Genomic DNA, 15,837 nt, shown 5'->3' on the forward strand with positions numbered 1-15,837 from the left:
TATGTCGTCTCTGCGTCGTCCTTCAGCCACACGATTGGTGTCAGTGAAGGCCGCTATCGCTTCGGCGCCTCAATAGGATCCGGATCCGGCGCTGCCATGGGCCCAAGTTCCGCCTTGGACTCCGCTGCCGCCTTGAGCTCCGGTTCGAGCTTGAACGTCAGCTTGTTGATCTTGCCTGTGAACTTGAACGGAGGATCGTAGCGATACTCGATCATCGCGACGCCGGTCCGGGTGTCCTGGCCGACGTCGAAGGTTTCGTCCTCAGGGAACGTGATCGGGGTGCCATGTTCTATGGATTTCCGGTCCACTTCCTTGCCGTCCACAGAGAGCACGCCTGTGCCGCCTTTCCCCACGCCCGGACCATCCGACTTGAAGTCGAAGACGATGGTGTGCTTGCCGGCGCCGAGCTCCGGCCCCGACCAGATCGTGCGCTTGAGGTTGAGCAGGTTGTAGAGAAACACCGGCTTGCCCCGGCGAATGCCGGCCACACCCTTGCTCAGGAACAGGCCATAGCCGCCGAAGCGCCCGCCTTCCGTGACGATCATGCCTTCGGCACCGCCCTGGGGAATCGCGACCTCGGCGGTGATGGTGTAGGACTTGTTCAGAATGCTCGGCGCAGCGCTTGCCGGCACGCCACTCAATTCGCCCGAATAGGTGAAGACCGTGCGGCCGGCCGTGAGGCTCGGGCGTGGTGCATTCCAGCGCGGGAGCGTCGTGTTATCGAGTGGCAGCACGTTGTACTTCTGCGCTTCGGAATCGAAGAGCGCCCGCAGCTCCTTGACCTTTTCCGGCATCTGGGCTGCAAGGTCGTTGTACTGGGTGGGGTCTTCCTTGACGTTGTAGAGCTCCCACTTGTAGCCGGTGATGACATCCGGCGGCGGCGCGCTGCTCAATTCCCAAGGCAAGGTCACCGGCGTGGTCGCCGCCACCCAACCCTCGTGATAGATGGCACGATTGCCCAGCATCTCGAAGTATTGCGTCGTGTGTTGGGTTGGGGCGTCCGCACTGGCCTTGTCCCACGTGTAGGCCATGCTCACACCTTCGATAGGGCTCTGCTTGATGCCGTTGACCATCTCGGGCTGAGGAATGCCGGTCGCTTCGAGGATGGTCGGGACAACGTCGATGACGTGGTGAAACTGGCGGCGGATGCCGCCGACGTCCTTGATGTGGCCGGGCCAGGATATGGCCATGCCCTGAGCCGTTCCGCCGAAGTGCGACGGCACCTGCTTCACCCACTTGAACGGCGTGCTCATCGCCCATGCCCAGGGTGCGGCAAAATGCGGGAAGGTTTTTTCCGATCCCCAGAATGGATACCAGAGGTACTGGGCCTTCACCGGCACCGGGACGCCGTTAAAGGTAGTGAACTCGTTCGGCGTGCCCTTGAGCATGCCTTCCGCGCTCGCACCATTGTCGCCACTGATGTAGATGATCAGGGTGTTGTCGAGTTGGCCGAGATCTTCGACAGCCTGGATGACCCGGCCGATCTCGTGGTCGGTGTAGGCGAGGTACGCCCCATAGACATCCGCCTGTTTGATGAAGAGCTTCTTTTCCACCTCACTGATGGAATCCCACTGTGGCAATTCCTTTGGCCACGGTGTCAGCTTGGCGTAGTCGGGCATGATGCCCAATCGCTTTTGATTGGCGAAGATCGTCTCGCGCAACTTGTTCCAGCCGTCATCAAACAGATGCATGTCGCCGATCTTCTTCACCCACTCCGGCGTTGGATGATGCGGTGCATGTGTGCCGCCAGGGACGTAATAGACAAAGAACGGCTTGTCGGGCGCGATCTCCTTGAGTTGCTTGATGTGCTGGATGGCGTCGTCCGCCATCGCGGTCGTCAGATTCCAGCCGGGATTGTCCTGGAACGGATAGATCGCCGTCGTATTGCGGAACAGGTTAGGCTGCCACTGGCTGGCATCGCCGCCGACAAAGCCGTAAAAATACTCGAAGCCCATGCCATTCGGCCATTGATTGAACGGCCCGGCCTGGCTCGATTGGAACGAAGGCGTATTGTGGTCCTTGCCGAACCACGAGGTTGCGTATCCGTTCTCCTTCAGAATTGTGCCGATGGTGCCTTTATCAATCGGGATGATGGTGTCGTAACCTGGAAACCCCGTTGCCAATTCGCCCACCACGCCTGTACCCACCGAGTGATGGTTGCGTCCCGTGATGATGGCCGCCCGCGTCGGGGAGCAAAGTGCAGTAGAGTGGAAATTGGTATAGCGCAGCCCCTGTGCGGCGATACGGTCGAGCGCCGGCGTGGGGACCACCCCGCCAAACGTCCCCGGCGCACCGAAGCCGGCATCGTCGGTCATAATGAGCAGCACATTGGGTGCGCTCTTCGGCGGGACAACGCGCGGAGCCCACCACGCTGTCGACTCCGAGGCCTTCTCCTTGATCACCCCACCGAAGTTCGGCTCGGGGGGAGGGAGTTGTTTTCCGTCCAATGTGGTGGTCGCACTGGGCGATCCCGGGACACCCGTGACCTGCTGAGCCAATGCTGAGACGCAACCAAGGGCAAGAAGACCTGCGGCCGCAATCATGCTGCGATTAATTTTCATGGCAGAGTACTCCCGTTGAGAGCTGTGCCGTCAAAAGAGGGGCGCGCAATAAGAGAGGCTCGTGCAAATTGGATCGAGACTGCTCGCATCGACCGAGCCATACTTTGATGCAGATCAAGTGTCTGAGTTGGACAAGACTGGAGCCCTCACGATTGAATTGCAGCCGTTGGACGTCAGCTCGTCAAAGTGCAACTTGGTGCTCGGGGGCAGTTTGGAGCGCAGAGCGGACCACGTTGGCAGTCCTGGTCAAATTCCGCCGAGGTGCTTGGATCGCGGCATGGTGGATCGGTCGTGCGTCCTGGCATTGCTTCAGGTCTACGGGGAAAATCGTGATCCGAAGGTTGCAGACAAAGTGACGCAATTCATGGCACGATATGTTGCAGCATCTGGCGGGGCCTTGCGGGTAAGCAAGGCTTGCGTCGAACTCGGAGCCGGGCATTGATGAGGTTTCGGATCGTTCTGAAGGCCGCACTCGGCGTCGTCCTGATCTGGCCGGCGGCAAGCTCGTTGGCCGCTGAGGCCGACGACGACAGCGACGGCGACAAAAAGCCGACCGTGCCGACGATGTACCTCGATCTCAGAACCTATTACGCGCAAATCCCAGCGGGATCTTTGGCGTTTGGCTTTGGTCATCCCTCCTTCTTCACTGCGGTGCAAACGCTCACAGGACCGAACGGCGCCGCATCATCGACCGGATTGCCGGCGGCAAAATCACTCAACGTCGATCTTCCGTTTACGATCGATGTCACCGATCGCGTCTCGCTCTACGCCGGCGTGTCCGGTAGCTCCACACAGTTTGCGGGCAGCGGATGGTCTTCATTTGACATCACAAGCTGGAATATCGGTTTCCAGGCCGACATCTACCAGCAGAATGGCGGGAATTTCCCGACCGTGACGCTGCAATCCACGATCACCCAATCGATTCCAAACGGCCCACTGACCGCGACGTCCTTCAACAACATTCTCGAGTTCGATTATGCGCTGGACAAGGATGAGACTCGCGGCTTTCTCGCGGGCATCCAGCACACGCGCGTTGACGTGGGCAACGCATCGGTGAGAATTAGTCCAAATACGATCGGTTATGTCGGTGGCTATTATCAGTGGCCGAATAACTGGAAGTTTACGGGGCGCGTGGGAGTGCAGTCGTTCGAAGGCGCCCAGCTTCCGAACTTAGCGCCGATCCAGTCGTTCACCCAGCCCATCGTGCGGTTGGACCTGGACCGCATGGATGACAATGACAACCGACTGTTTGGCTTGACCGCCGAGATCATGTGGCTGCCGAAACCGGCATATCAGCTCACGCTCAGGACGCCGCTATACGCGGTGCGAAACTAGCCGAGCCGCAGGTCGATCGAAGCTGCTTACCGCTTGAGCTGCGTGATGAGATCTTCAATCTCGCGATTGCCCGGCATCAAGCGCGAGAGTTGCTCAGCATAGCCCAGGGCGGACGCGGAATCCCCTTTTTCGCGGCTCAGGGCGAGGGCCGCGGAAAGGGTGTCCCGATCATTCGGATGCGCTTGCAAGCTGGTTCGTAAGACAGCAAGGGCGTCGTCGCGGCGGCCGGAGGAATTCAGCCCCACGGCATAGACGTAAGCGTAGCGCGGTTGACCGGGGTCCAGCTCAGCTGCTTGACGCAATTCACCGAGCGCCTCATCGGCGCGCTTTTCCCGCACGAGCACGAGGCCGAGCGCGTGGTGCAGTGAGGCATCTTGCCCGGAGTTAGACAGGGTCTCGCGAAGAATGCGTTCGCCATCACCGTCGCGCCCAAGCTGCCGGTAGAGATCGGAAAGATTGACGGCGGCGGGTGAGAACGATGGATCAAGCCTGAGGGCCGCCCGATATTCGGCCTCGGCCTCTGCGGCACCGGCCTGTCGTGCAAGGAAGTTGCCGAGCGCAGTCCGGGCGTCCGGACGATCCGCATTCAATTTCCGCGCCGCCACGAATTCGGCGGCGGCCTGCGTGAACTTGTCGCGATCGGCGGCCGGTTGCCGCGATGGTGGAACGGATGCGAGAAGCTCGGCGGCGCGGATGCGCACGCTACGCACCGGATCGGTCAATTGGGGGGATGCGAGCATCCAGAGCTGGTCGGCCGGAATGCCCTCCAGCGCATCGAGCGCGCCCAACCTCACGAGTGAATCGGGATCGGAGAGAGCGCGACGGATCAGGTCGGCGTCGGGAGTGGGCAGCTCGGCAAGCGCGCTGGCGCGGACAATCCCGGGAGCGTCATTCGCGACGACGGCTGCAAGGAGGGCCTGCGCGTCGGCTGCTTCGCTCCATGCCGCATGAAATGCCCGTGCATAGGTCTGAAAACCCTGGCGCTCCGGACCGAACCAGGTTTCGACCTGTTGCGCCGCCCATGCGGCCGGCTTGTCGCGGTGGCAGTCGTTGCAGGCATTCGGTGTGCCAAGCTGCACAGAGAGATCGGGGCGGGGGATGCGGAAGCCGTGATCGTGGCGGCGATCGACAACCATGTAGCGACGTTCCGGCATGTGGCAGGACGGGCAACCTGGCGGCGGCGACACATTGGCATGCTGCCGGTGGGCGGCTGCTTCATATTTGGCCGGCGCATGGCATTGTGCGCACACACCATCGCCGGGTGCTTTGAGTGCTGCACTGTGCGGGTCATGGCAGTCGCTGCAGGTGACGCCCTTGGCGAGCATCTTGCTCTGCTTGAACGAGGCGTAGTTGTAGGTCTCCTCGTCGTCACGCATCTGGCCGTCGGCATGGAAGCGTTGCCGATCGAGCAGCGACACCCGATGGGTTTCCGACAGGGACTTGCCCGGCATCCAGTCTTCGGAGAACTGTCCGCGTCGCGCGTGGCAGCGCCCGCAGGCCTCGACTTCCTTACGCAGCGTTGCCGGAGGCGCGCTGCGCTTCGGAGTCATGGTTCCGGCATCGGCAGACCAGGTGATGCCCGAGCGTTCGTCGAATCTGACAAGCAGGCCCTTGTCCGGGCTGCGCGCTGCAGGCTTTTGGTGCGCCCATGCAACATGTCGCGAGCCTGCGCCATGACAGGCCTCGCAGCCGACGCTGATCTCGGAGAAGCTGGTGGCGAACCGGTCCTTCGCGGCGTCGTAATTCTTGTGCACGTCCGTCGAGTGGCACTCGGCGCACATGAAATTCCAGTTTTGATTAAGCCTGGTCCAGTGCAGGGGATCGCTGCTGGTGACGGCAGCATCCGGATAGAGATGGAACCAGCGCTGCCCGCCCTGATCTTTGGGCCGCGTGTCCCATGCAATCGACAGGGCCTGGATGCGCCCATCGGGGAATTCAATCAGATATTGCTGCAGGGGATCGACCCCGAAGGCGTATTTCACCTCGAACGTCGCAAGCTTGCCGTCCGGCCCGTCGGTCTCGACCAGAAATTTCCGGTCGTTGCGGAAGAAGCGCGAGCGCGTGCCGGCATATTCGAACGCGGCGTCGTTGAAGTCGCCGCGAACCGACGCGTCGGTCGCGTGATCCATGGCATGGCGGTGTTGCGAGCTTTGCCACAGCCTCGTCTCCGCCTGGTGGCAGCCGCTGCACGCCTGGCTGCCGACAAAGCGCAGCTCCGCCTCGCGGGTCGGTTGAGACGAGATGTCGGCCGTCTTGAACCAGGACAGCCCGCTTGCGAGCAGAAAGACCAGCGCCCCCGACCCGATTGCCAGCAGAGCGGCAGTTAGCAAGCGGAATGTTGGCGCGGGGCGTTGAGCAGGAGCCGAACGGTCTTGTTCGGGCCGGGCCTTCGTGGCGGCCTTCTGACGCCTGCGGCTCTTCCGAGAACCCTTCGTCACGTCCGGTCACCCATCGCGCGCTGCGCAAGAAGAGTTACATGCGAAGGTCGTTGTCGTGAAGGGCAATTCGGGTTTCGCGGGCGAGGTCTACGAGCGAGATGCAGAACGTCAGGAGCGCGGCCATGAACAGCCGTGCAACGCCGCGCTGGCTGGTGTTGTGATGGCTATTTGTGCTCCATTTGCCACGAACCATTCCAGTCCGCCGGTGGCGGATTGGATCGAAGATGGTCGAGACGGTTCAGGAGAGCGAGCGACGGGCCATCCCCTGGAGACGCCTCGAGAGCTGCGTCGAAGGCACTACGCGCCTCTTCCCAGCGGCGGGCCCGATAAGCGGCAAGGCCATCGCTGTAGCGCGACCGCAACAATTGCTGCTGCCCGGTAAGTTCGCCATGCTTTCCCATCACTTCGAACACAGCTTGTGGCTTGCTCTGTCCGACGACCGCCAGACGATCGATCTCGCGCAGTTCGAGTTCGGCCCCGAGTCCGGCGGCGGTGACTTCAGAGATGAGAATGTGGCTTCCATAAACCTTGTTGACGGCCTCAAGGCGAGACGCAAGATTGACCGCATCGCCCATGACAGTGAAGCTCATCATCAGGTCCGAGCCGATGCTGCCGGTCAGGACCTCACCCGTGGCAATTCCAATCCGCACGTCACACTCGGCCGGTATCACGCGCACCCCCAAGAGCTCCGGCAGTTGCTTGCGAAGCTCGGGTACTCGATCGACCATATCGATCGCCGCCAGGCATGCTAGGCGGGTCTGGTCCGCTTCCTCGATGAAAGGCGGGCCCCAATAGGCCATGATGGCATCGCCGATGTACTTGTCGATCACCCCGCGGCGTTCCCGGATCGGTTCCGACATCATGGTCAGATAGCAGTTCATGACCTTGACCAGCCCTTGAGGCGTCATGCCTTCACTCATGGAGGTGAAGCCCTTCATGTCGCAGAACATCACGGTCATGACACGTCGCTGGCCCTGGGTCGCCGCGTCGGGGCGGTCGAGCAGTCCTTCCACGACTCTCGGATCGATATACCGACCGAATGTTTCGCGGATACGTTCGTTCCGGCGCAGCTGTTCGACCATCCGGTTGAACGCGGCTGACAGTTGACCGATCTCGTCTTTTGTGGAGACGCTGATCAATTGATCGAGGTGGCCGGCTTCGATTTCTCGGGTGCCTTCCAGCAACCGTCGTACCGGGCGGGTGATGCCGCTACTAACAAGGAAAGCAAAGCCCAGGCCAAGCGCCGCCGCAAGACCTGTTACAACAGCTGATACGCTTATCGCTTGCTGCTGATTGCGGATCACGGTCGATGTACTGGCAAACACCTGCGATAGCATGTCGGCGCGGATCGTATCGATCTTTTGGGTCAATTGATCGCGCAGGGTGTCCACTCGTGCCAGGGTGGCTCGAGCCTCCGCGAAATCCCTGGCCTCGAGCTGCTCTTGCAACTTCGCTTGTTCTTCGCCCAGTTTGGGGCGCCCCTCCGTCATGGCGTTGTCGATACGATTCTCGATGCGCGCCAGAGCGGCGTTGTCCGAATGTGTGTTGACGTCGTCTATGATCGCGTTGATGAGCGTGCGTGCAGCGTTCGCCTCGTGCTCGACTTCGCCATCCTTTTCCTGAAAGAAGCGCAGGCGGGCCGCATACCCTTCCTCATCGGGAGGCGTCTGCATCTTGGCGATCACCATTCGACGGAGCGCCAGCGCTCGTTCAAGCGAGCGGATGTTGGCTCGGGCCAGGTGACCATAGGCGGGGATATATCGGACCGTCAGTTCGTCGAGCAAATGCTCCACGCGCCTGGACATCACCATGGATAGAGCTGATGTGATCACCATCAGGACGATCAATGCCAAGGCAATGCCGACGATCTTGCGTCTGATCGACTGGCGAAAGATCAGCAGGCCGCCCAGCTGGTTGCCCCGCCGAGCAGGAACGCCGGTCGTGCTGGCAATGTCTGTCACCGTACTACCCTCGCTGCTGCAGTGTGGCATCGATCATGTTCGATCGCGACACGCGCTCAAACTTCCGCCGCTGGATCGAGAAGCCGTCTCCCGTCTGGAGATTTCTCTCGCCAAGCCATGTACGACCGAGGACGATCGAGAAGAGCGTGTGCAGCACGATCGCCTCTCCCTGAACGTTGTAGAGTTTCCAGTTGTAGCCGGTGATCACGTCCGGTGATCAGCGCTGCGCGCGGCGGCCACCATGGCGTCGACTCGGATGCCGTTTCCTTGATGAGTCCGCCGAATTTGGGATCGGGTGGCGGAAGCTGTCCTCCGTCGATTGTGGTGGTAGCGCCGGGCGAACCCAGCGTACCTGTGATTTGTTGGGCCTGTACAGGAAAGGTTGCGAGCGGTGCCAGGAGAAGCGTGACCAAGAGGCTGCGTAAATTCATGTTAACGCTCCATTCGATTGGCGTCGTCCCCCGCGGCGCGTGTTCGAGAGGTTCGTGATTAAAGATAAGCTGTGTAGGAGCTGATCCAGATGAGTATGTATTTGAGGATACCGATTACGCCGGCATTTGGCGCGAAGACGGTCGCCGTGCCAGGCATGCCGAGCCGAAGTGCGGACCGATCGTAGTTATCCGGAATCGCAATCACCGCCGGATAGGTGTCCGCTCCACGTATCGCGCCGGCCTTTGCGAGCATGCCGGAGACCGCCACCTGTCCTTGTCCGACGCCGCGCGGAATGTCGGTGACCCTCGCGGAGAAGATTCGCCCGGGGTGGTTGTCAAACACGATCTTGACATCCGCTCCGGGCTTGATGGTCTCAAAGCCGTTCGGCGCGAACATTGCGACAAGCGTGATCTCTTCGGAGAGAATGAGCGACATGACTGCGTGCGCTTGGAGCGCCCGATCGCCGACCGTCAGCGCGAGCACCGTGACGTAGCCGTCGCCGAGAGCGCGTACTGTCGTCTGTTCGAGCTCCCACTTCGCGTGATCGAGCTGCGCCTGCGTTTGCGCCACCGTTGTGTTCACACCGCCGATCTCGGAATCAAGCGCCAGCTTAGCGGTAGTCTGCGCGGCTTTCGCCGCCTGCAGCTGGTAATTCACGGTTTCATACTGAACCTGCGTGTCCTGCATTTTGAACACGCTCTGCGCTTGCTCCCCGGTGAGCTTCTCAATGTCGGACAGCCGCTGCTTGTTGTAGGTAAGCTGTGCCGTCAGACCTTCGACATTGGCGGTCGCCTGTTCGTAATTTGACTCGAGTTGCTTGGCCTGCTGCTTGGCCTGCGCAAGCGACGCCGCCAGTTGTCTGACCTTGGTCTCGAAGGGCGCAGGATCGATCTGGAATAGAGTATCTCCGGCCTTGACCGGCACGCTCGTCTTCGCCGAGATCGAGACGATCTCTCCCGAAACATTCGGCATCACCTCGACGACGCGCGATATGACGGTGAGGCTTCCCGTCGGCGTTAGGTGATTGAAGAGCGCCAGAAAGACCGCAAGGATGAGCGATCCAACGAGCATCGTAACCGTGCCCGATGCCCAGCCCCATTTGATCAGCTTCAGCCGCGAAAAAATCAGCCACACCAAGGCGAGATAGAGGCAAAGAATGACCAGCATTGGCCCGCCTTCGAGTATCTGTTCGGTAGGAACGTGCAGTCCTTCAAACCATCGGGCCGCCAAGAGTTTGCATCAAGACGACTCGGGCGGTATGCGTGCGGTGCCAGCAAAATCCGTTCGTTGACACGAGCGAGACACGAACCTTGGGCGATCGAGAGACTGGGCTACGTTCTCTCTGGCATCAGCCCAGCCTGCTCGATCGGAGACTCCACCATCACTGCTGGACGCACGTCTGCACGAACTTGACCCGGTCCAGCATGCCCAGCCCCTGCGCCTCGGCCTGCTTGCGGCAGCCCTCGCGCTTGTCGATCCGCAACTTGCCTTTTTCGACCAGGCTCAAGCCGACGGTGCCGACTTGTGGTTCGGCCGAAGCCGTCTTTCCGTCGTCGGCGGACGGGCCGTCACCCGCCGCACGCGCAGCCTCCTGCAGGCGCTTGACGTCGTCCGGGCTCAGCTTGGGCCGGTCGATGTCCAGCGTGAGCTTGTTGATCCTGCCGGTGAAGGCGAACGGCGCCCGATAGTCGTTGTCGTCGACCGGCGTGCCGGTGTCGGATCCGATATCAAACGCCTCGTCCCATTGCAGGATGAACGGAAGCGTGTGCTCCATTTTCTCGGTGGCCACCACGTTGCCGTCGACCTTGAGCGTCCCGGTGCCGCCTTGTCCGATGCCGGTATAATTGCCGAACACCATGGTGCCCGCGCCAAGGCCATCGTACTTGAAGTCAAATTCTACCAGGTGCTTGCCGGCCGTCAGCTCCGGTCCCTCCCAACGCACGCGCTTCAGGTCGACGAGGTTCCATGTAAAGACGGGCTTGTTCTTCAGGACATAGAAGCCGTAGCCGCCGAAACGACCGCCTTGCGTCACGAGCATACCCTCGGCGCCGCCATCGGGAATATCGACGTCGACCTTGAAGTTATAGGAGGAGTTCAGCAGGCTCGGCGCGTCGCCATTCGGCGTGCCGGTCATCGGTCGTGTCCAGGCGAAGCTGGTGCGGCCCGCGCTCAGACTGGGACGCGGCGTAATCATCCGCGTAGCCACCGTCGAATCGAGCGGCAGCACCTGATATTTCTCCGCTTCCTTCCAGAACAGCGCCTGCAATTCCTTCAGCTTGTCCGGGTACTTGGCCGCGACGTCCTCGGCCTGAGTCCAGTCGTTGCGCAGGTCATAGAGCTCCCAAGGATAATCGAGCGGGCTCGGCAGCTTCGCGACCGTCACCCACGGCGGTCGCATGACCTTCGTACTGGCGATCCAGCCGTCATTGTAAATGGCACGATCCGCGAACATCTCGAAATACTGCGTCGGATGCGTGGAGGGCGCGTTCGCGTTCTTCGCATCGAACGTGTACATCATGCTGACGCCCTCGATCGGGCTCTGCTTGATGCCGTCGACGAATTCCGGCTGCTTGATCTGAGCAGCTTCGAGAATGGTGGGCACGACGTCGATGACGTGGTGGAACTGAGTGCGGATGCCGCCCTTGTCCGTGATCACCTTCGGCCACGAGATCGCCATGCCCTGGCGCGTGCCGCCGAAGTGCGAGACGATCTGCTTGGTCCAGGAGAACGGCGTGTCGAACGCCCAGGCCCAGCCGATGGACATGTGGTTGTAGGTCTTGTCGGTGCCCCAGACGTCGTAGAAATATTTGAGTTGCTCCTCGACCGTCGGGTTGATCTGGTTGAACATGGCCACTTCGTTCGGCGTGCCGTTGGGTTGCCCCTCCGCGCTCGTTCCGTTGTCGCCCTCGATATAGATGATGAGGGTGTTGTCGAGCTTGCCCATGTCCTGGATGGACTGGACCACGCGGCCGATTTCATTGTCGGCGTACGCGACATAGGCGGCGAACACATCGGCCTGTCGGGTAAACAGCTTCTTCTCATCGGCCGAGAGCTGATCCCATTCCTTGATCAGGTCTTTCGGCCACGGCGTCAGCTTCGCATTTTGCGGAATGACGCCGAGCCGCTTCTGGTTTTCGAAGATCGTGTCGCGCAGCTTGTTCCAACCCTGGTCGAACAGGTGCAAGTCGCTGATCTTCTTGACCCACTCTGGCGTCGGGTGATGTGGCGCATGGGTTGCACCGGGCGCGAATTTGACGAAGAACGGCGTGTCGGGTGACAGCGCGTTCATGCGATTCACGTAGTCGATCGCTTCGTCTGCCATTGCCGTCACAAGATTCCAGCCGGGCTTCCCCTCGTAGGGATAGACCGGCGTGGTATTTCGGACGAGGTTACCGGGCTGCCACTGGTTGGTGTCGCCGCCCATGAAGCCGTAGAAATATTCAAAGCCCATGCCGGTCGGCCATTGATCGAAAGGCCCGGCCTGGCTCGCCTGGTATTCCGGCGTATTGTGGTTCTTGCCGAACCACGCGGTGCGATAGCCGTTATCGGAAAGGATCCGGCCGATCGTGGCCTTGTCCTTGGTGATGATGCTGTCATAGCCGGGATAACCGGTCGCCTGTTCGGCGATAACACCATAGCCCGCTGAATGGTGATTGCGCCCTGTGATCAACGCCGCACGTGTCGGCGAACAAAGTGCCGTTGAATGGAAGTTGGTGTAGCGCAGGCCGTCCTTGGCAATGCGGTCAAGCGCAGGCGTCGGAATCACGCCGCCGAATGTGCTGGGAACAGCATAGCCGGCATCGTCCGTGATGATCAGCAGAACGTTCGGCGCGCCTTTTGGTGGCACCACGCGCGAGGGCCAATACGGTTTTGAATCCCTGGCATCGCGCTCGATCTTGCCGCCGAATTTTTGTGGCGGGGGTGGGAGCTGGTCGCCGGGAATGGTGATGGTCGCAGCGGGTGAGCCCGGTGGAGGTGCAGCTTGTTGCGTCTGTTGTGCGAATGCCGGCGCGGAGATGACGAGGGCGGGGATCAGCGCAGTAAGGGTCTTGCGAACATTCATTGGAATATCCTCCCGGTACGCAGGGCGCCTCTATTCGGATCGCATCCGGATTTCGCGCGTTGATCCAAATCAATTGGTCCTGGAATTGGTCCTGGACGAGGACCGGCAACGTGAGTGGCGCTACGGCAAATCCCTGTTCGCCTATTGTAGGCGTCGCAAAACTTGTAGGCGTCGCAAAACAGACCAAGAGCGTTGGCCGTCGCCGTCGAGAGGATGCACTATCCTGCAGCGCTCTCGTTGCGACACGCTGGTGTCTACAATATTGTCGCAACAGCGGGCTTGCCGCCGTCATATCGTGCTTGCCAGCACCAGTAGGCCAAGCGTCTTGTAGACGTCACCCTCCGGCTATCGCTGCAGATCTGCCCTCGCGAGCTCTGGTCATGACTAACTTCCGTTCGCCAACGAACCTACTGCTTGTCTCGCATTGTCTTCGCGACCGTCTCCTTTTCCGCGGATGACGTCTCGTTCGGCCCGAGCTTCACGGTCAGCTTGTTGAGCTTGCCGGTGAAGCGGAATGGCACCTGGTAGTCCTGGTCATCCACCGATGTGCCGGTATCGAGGCCGACGTTGAAGGTCTCATCCCACATCAGGGTTATGGGAAGACTGCGCGGCATGGGATGGCTGTCCACCACCTTGCCGTCCACCTTCAAGGTGCCGGTGCCGCCCTTGCCCAGGCCCGGTCCGTCATATTTCCAGTCGAACTCCAGCGTGTGCTTGCCCGGAGCGAGCGTCTCCTTGGCCTGCCACTTGACGCGCTCCAGGGCGACCAGATTCCAGGTAAACACCGGCTGCCCCTTCAGCAGGTAGAAGCCGTAGCCAGCGAACCGGCCGCCGTCGGTCATCAGCATGCCCTCGCCGCCGCCTTGGGGAACGTCGACCTCGGCGGTGACCGTGTACGACCGGTTCAGCAGGCTCGGCGCGGAGCCCGTTTCCGGGAACGGCACATTGCTCAGCTCACCCGAATAGGTGAACTGGGTTCGGCCCGGAGCGTAGGTCGGCTTGTGCGAGATGAACCTGGTCAAACGCGTGTCGTCGAGCGGGAACACCTGGTACTTCGCAGCTTCCATGGTGAACAATTGCTGCATGTCGCGCAGCTTGTCCGGCATCTTGGCGGCGAGGTCGTTCGACTGCGTCCAGTCTTCGTTGATATTGTAGAGCTCCCAACGGTAGGCGTTCATGACGTCCGAGGGCGGCTCCGCCAAACTGAGATCCCAAGGCGGGCTCAGCGGAGGCGTCGAGGCCATCCAGCCATCGTGATAAACGGCCCGCTTGCCGAACATTTCGAAGTACTGCGTCGTCCTCCGGCTGGGCGCGCTGCCGCCTTCCCAGGTGTAGGCCATGCTCACGCCTTCGATCGGCTTCTGGGCGATGCCGTTGACCGTCACCGGCTCGGGGACGCCAACCGCCTCGAGGATCGTCGGCACGACGTCGATTACATGGTGGAATTGGTGACGGATGCCGCCGGCGTCCTTGATCCGCGCCGGCCATGCCATGGCCATGCCGTTGCGGGTGCCGCCGAAATACGACGCGATCTGTTTGGTCCATTTGAAAGGCGTATCCCAGGCCCAAGCCCAGCCCACCGCGTAGTGGGGGTAGGTCTGGTCGGAGCCCCAGGCGTCATAGAACTTCATGTTCATTTCGACCGTCGGATGCACGGCATTGGCAACAGCGAACTCGTTGTAGAGGCCGTGGGGCGTGCCCTCCGGGCTCGCGCCGTTGTCACCGCTGACGTAGATGACGAGCGTGTTGTCGAGCTTGCCGGTGTCCGCGATGGCCTGGATGACGCGACCAATTTCGTAGTCGGTGTAAGCCAGATACGCAGCATAGACGTCGGCTTGCCGGGTGTAGAGCTTCTTCGCCTCGGGCGAAAGCGTATCCCACTTCGGGATGCTGTCCGGCCAGGCCGTTAGCTGCGCGTTCTGCGGAATCACACCCAGTCGTTTCTGGTTAGCGAAGATCTGTTCACGCAGGTCGTTCCAACCCTTGTCGAACAAATGCATATCGCTGATCTTCTTGATCCACTCGGGCGTCGGATGGTGCGGCGAGTGCGTGCCGCCGGGCGCGTAGTAGATCATGAAGGGACGGTCGGGCTGGATGTCATTCAGCATCTTGATGCGCCCGATCGCCTCATCGGCCATCGCGGTGATCAGATTCCAGCCGGGATTTCCCTGGAAGGGTTGAATCGGAGTGGTGTTGCGGAAGAGATTGTTCGGCTGCCATTGGCTCGTGTCATCGCCTGGGAAGCCGTAAAAGTAGTCGAAGCCCTTGATGGGTCCGGTCGGCCAGTTGTGGAACGGGCCAGCCTGGCTCGCCTCCCACTGCGGCAAGTTGTGGTCCTTGCCGTACCACGAGGTGTCGTAGCCGTGCTGCCGGAGGATCTCGCCGATGGCGACGGCGTCGCGCGGGATGATGCTGTTGTAGCCGGGGTAGCCGGTCGCCTGATCGACGACGACGCCAGTGCCCACCGAGTGATGGTTGCGGCCGGTGAGGAGCGCAGCGCGCGTTGGCGAGCACAGTGCCACGGTGTGGAACGCCGTGTAACGCAGACCCGTTTGGGCGATACGGTCCAGCGCCGGCGTCGGGATCACGCCGCCAAACGTGCTTGGCGCGCTAAAGCCGACATCGTCCGTCATGATCAGAAGCACGTTGGGCGCGCCCTTCGCCGGCACAACGCGCGCCGGCCAGTACGGCTTCGATTGCACGGCGTTGGGATTGATCTCGCCCTTGAACTGCTGCGGGGGATTCGGCAGGTACCTGCCGTCGATCGTGGTCGTCGCCCCGGGCGAACCGGGAGTGCCAGTGGTTTGCTGGGCGCTGGCGTTGGGGGCTGTCAACGGCATCAGCAAGAGAGCAGCGAGCAGAAAGCGTGAACTAATTCGGCGATGCAGGTTCGAGGCGCTCATCATTGGCTAACTCCCGAAAACCGAACTGATCTGACTTGGCTGGAAACCGAAATCTTCTCTCCTGGTCGGCGGTACGTAGCCCCTACGTGAACCTCGGGGCAGTTTCCGTCTTAATCTGATCAAGACGGATCGCGCGCGAGCGGT

Annotated in this window: 8 protein-coding genes; 1 reads left to right on the forward strand and 7 read right to left on the reverse strand. The window is 61.1% G+C overall.

Annotated features, from left to right (window positions below; translation table 11 throughout):
* Positions 1-53 precede the first annotated feature (53 nt).
* Positions 54-2,561 (reverse strand): arylsulfatase, encoded by a 2,508-nt coding sequence (locus BM118_RS16040; RefSeq protein WP_092186513.1) that lies wholly within the window; start codon positions 2,559-2,561, stop codon positions 54-56.
* Between the two features lie 441 nt (positions 2,562-3,002).
* Between BM118_RS16040 and BM118_RS16045 the strand changes: the two genes are divergently transcribed.
* On the forward strand, positions 3,003-3,896 hold the full coding sequence (locus tag BM118_RS16045) for a hypothetical protein (protein WP_092186514.1): 894 nt from the start codon (positions 3,003-3,005) through the stop codon (positions 3,894-3,896).
* A 26-nt stretch (positions 3,897-3,922) separates the two neighbouring features.
* Here BM118_RS16045 and BM118_RS16050 read toward each other — a convergent pair whose 3' ends face one another.
* The 6 genes from BM118_RS16050 to BM118_RS16075 all read right to left on the reverse strand — a co-directional run bounded on the left by BM118_RS16050 (position 3,923) and on the right by BM118_RS16075 (position 15,696).
* Entirely contained in the window at positions 3,923-6,334 is a 2,412-nt protein-coding gene (locus BM118_RS16050; protein ID WP_092186515.1) for a cytochrome c3 family protein, read from the reverse strand.
* 164 nt (positions 6,335-6,498) lie between these two features.
* Positions 6,499-8,235 carry an adenylate/guanylate cyclase domain-containing protein gene (locus BM118_RS16055; RefSeq protein WP_092187025.1) on the reverse strand — a complete coding sequence of 579 codons (1,737 nt, stop codon included), beginning with the start codon at positions 8,233-8,235 and terminating at the stop codon, positions 6,499-6,501.
* A 64-nt stretch (positions 8,236-8,299) separates the two neighbouring features.
* Entirely contained in the window at positions 8,300-8,503 is a 204-nt protein-coding gene (locus tag BM118_RS41435) for a hypothetical protein (RefSeq protein WP_177234357.1), read from the reverse strand.
* A gap of 281 nt (positions 8,504-8,784) precedes the next feature.
* A complete protein-coding gene (locus BM118_RS16065) occupies positions 8,785-9,894 on the reverse strand; it encodes an HlyD family secretion protein (RefSeq protein WP_092186517.1) in 1,110 nt (369 codons plus the stop codon).
* Between the two features lie 214 nt (positions 9,895-10,108).
* Complete coding sequence (locus BM118_RS16070; protein ID WP_092186518.1) at positions 10,109-12,790, reverse strand: arylsulfatase; 2,682 nt, start codon at positions 12,788-12,790, stop codon at positions 10,109-10,111.
* A gap of 407 nt (positions 12,791-13,197) precedes the next feature.
* The gene (locus tag BM118_RS16075; protein WP_092186519.1) at positions 13,198-15,696 is read right to left on the reverse strand and encodes an arylsulfatase; all 2,499 of its coding nucleotides are present in this window, start codon (positions 15,694-15,696) and stop codon (positions 13,198-13,200) included.
* Positions 15,697-15,837 lie beyond the last annotated feature (141 nt).

The organism is Bradyrhizobium sp. cf659, assembly GCF_900113725.1.
In the GTDB taxonomy this organism is placed as follows: Bacteria; Pseudomonadota; Alphaproteobacteria; order Rhizobiales; family Xanthobacteraceae; genus Bradyrhizobium.

Coding starts and splice junctions, on each gene's coding strand:
- BM118_RS16070 (WP_092186518.1), bottom strand. CDS start 12,790: ATGAATGTTCGCAAGACCCTTACTGCGCTGATCCCCGCCCTCGTCATC.
- BM118_RS16075 (WP_092186519.1), bottom strand. CDS start 15,696: ATGATGAGCGCCTCGAACCTGCATCGCCGAATTAGTTCACGCTTTCTG.
- BM118_RS16040 (WP_092186513.1), bottom strand. CDS start 2,561: ATGAAAATTAATCGCAGCATGATTGCGGCCGCAGGTCTTCTTGCCCTT.
- BM118_RS16045 (WP_092186514.1), top strand. CDS start 3,003: ATGAGGTTTCGGATCGTTCTGAAGGCCGCACTCGGCGTCGTCCTGATC.
- BM118_RS16065 (WP_092186517.1), bottom strand. CDS start 9,894: ATGCTGGTCATTCTTTGCCTCTATCTCGCCTTGGTGTGGCTGATTTTT.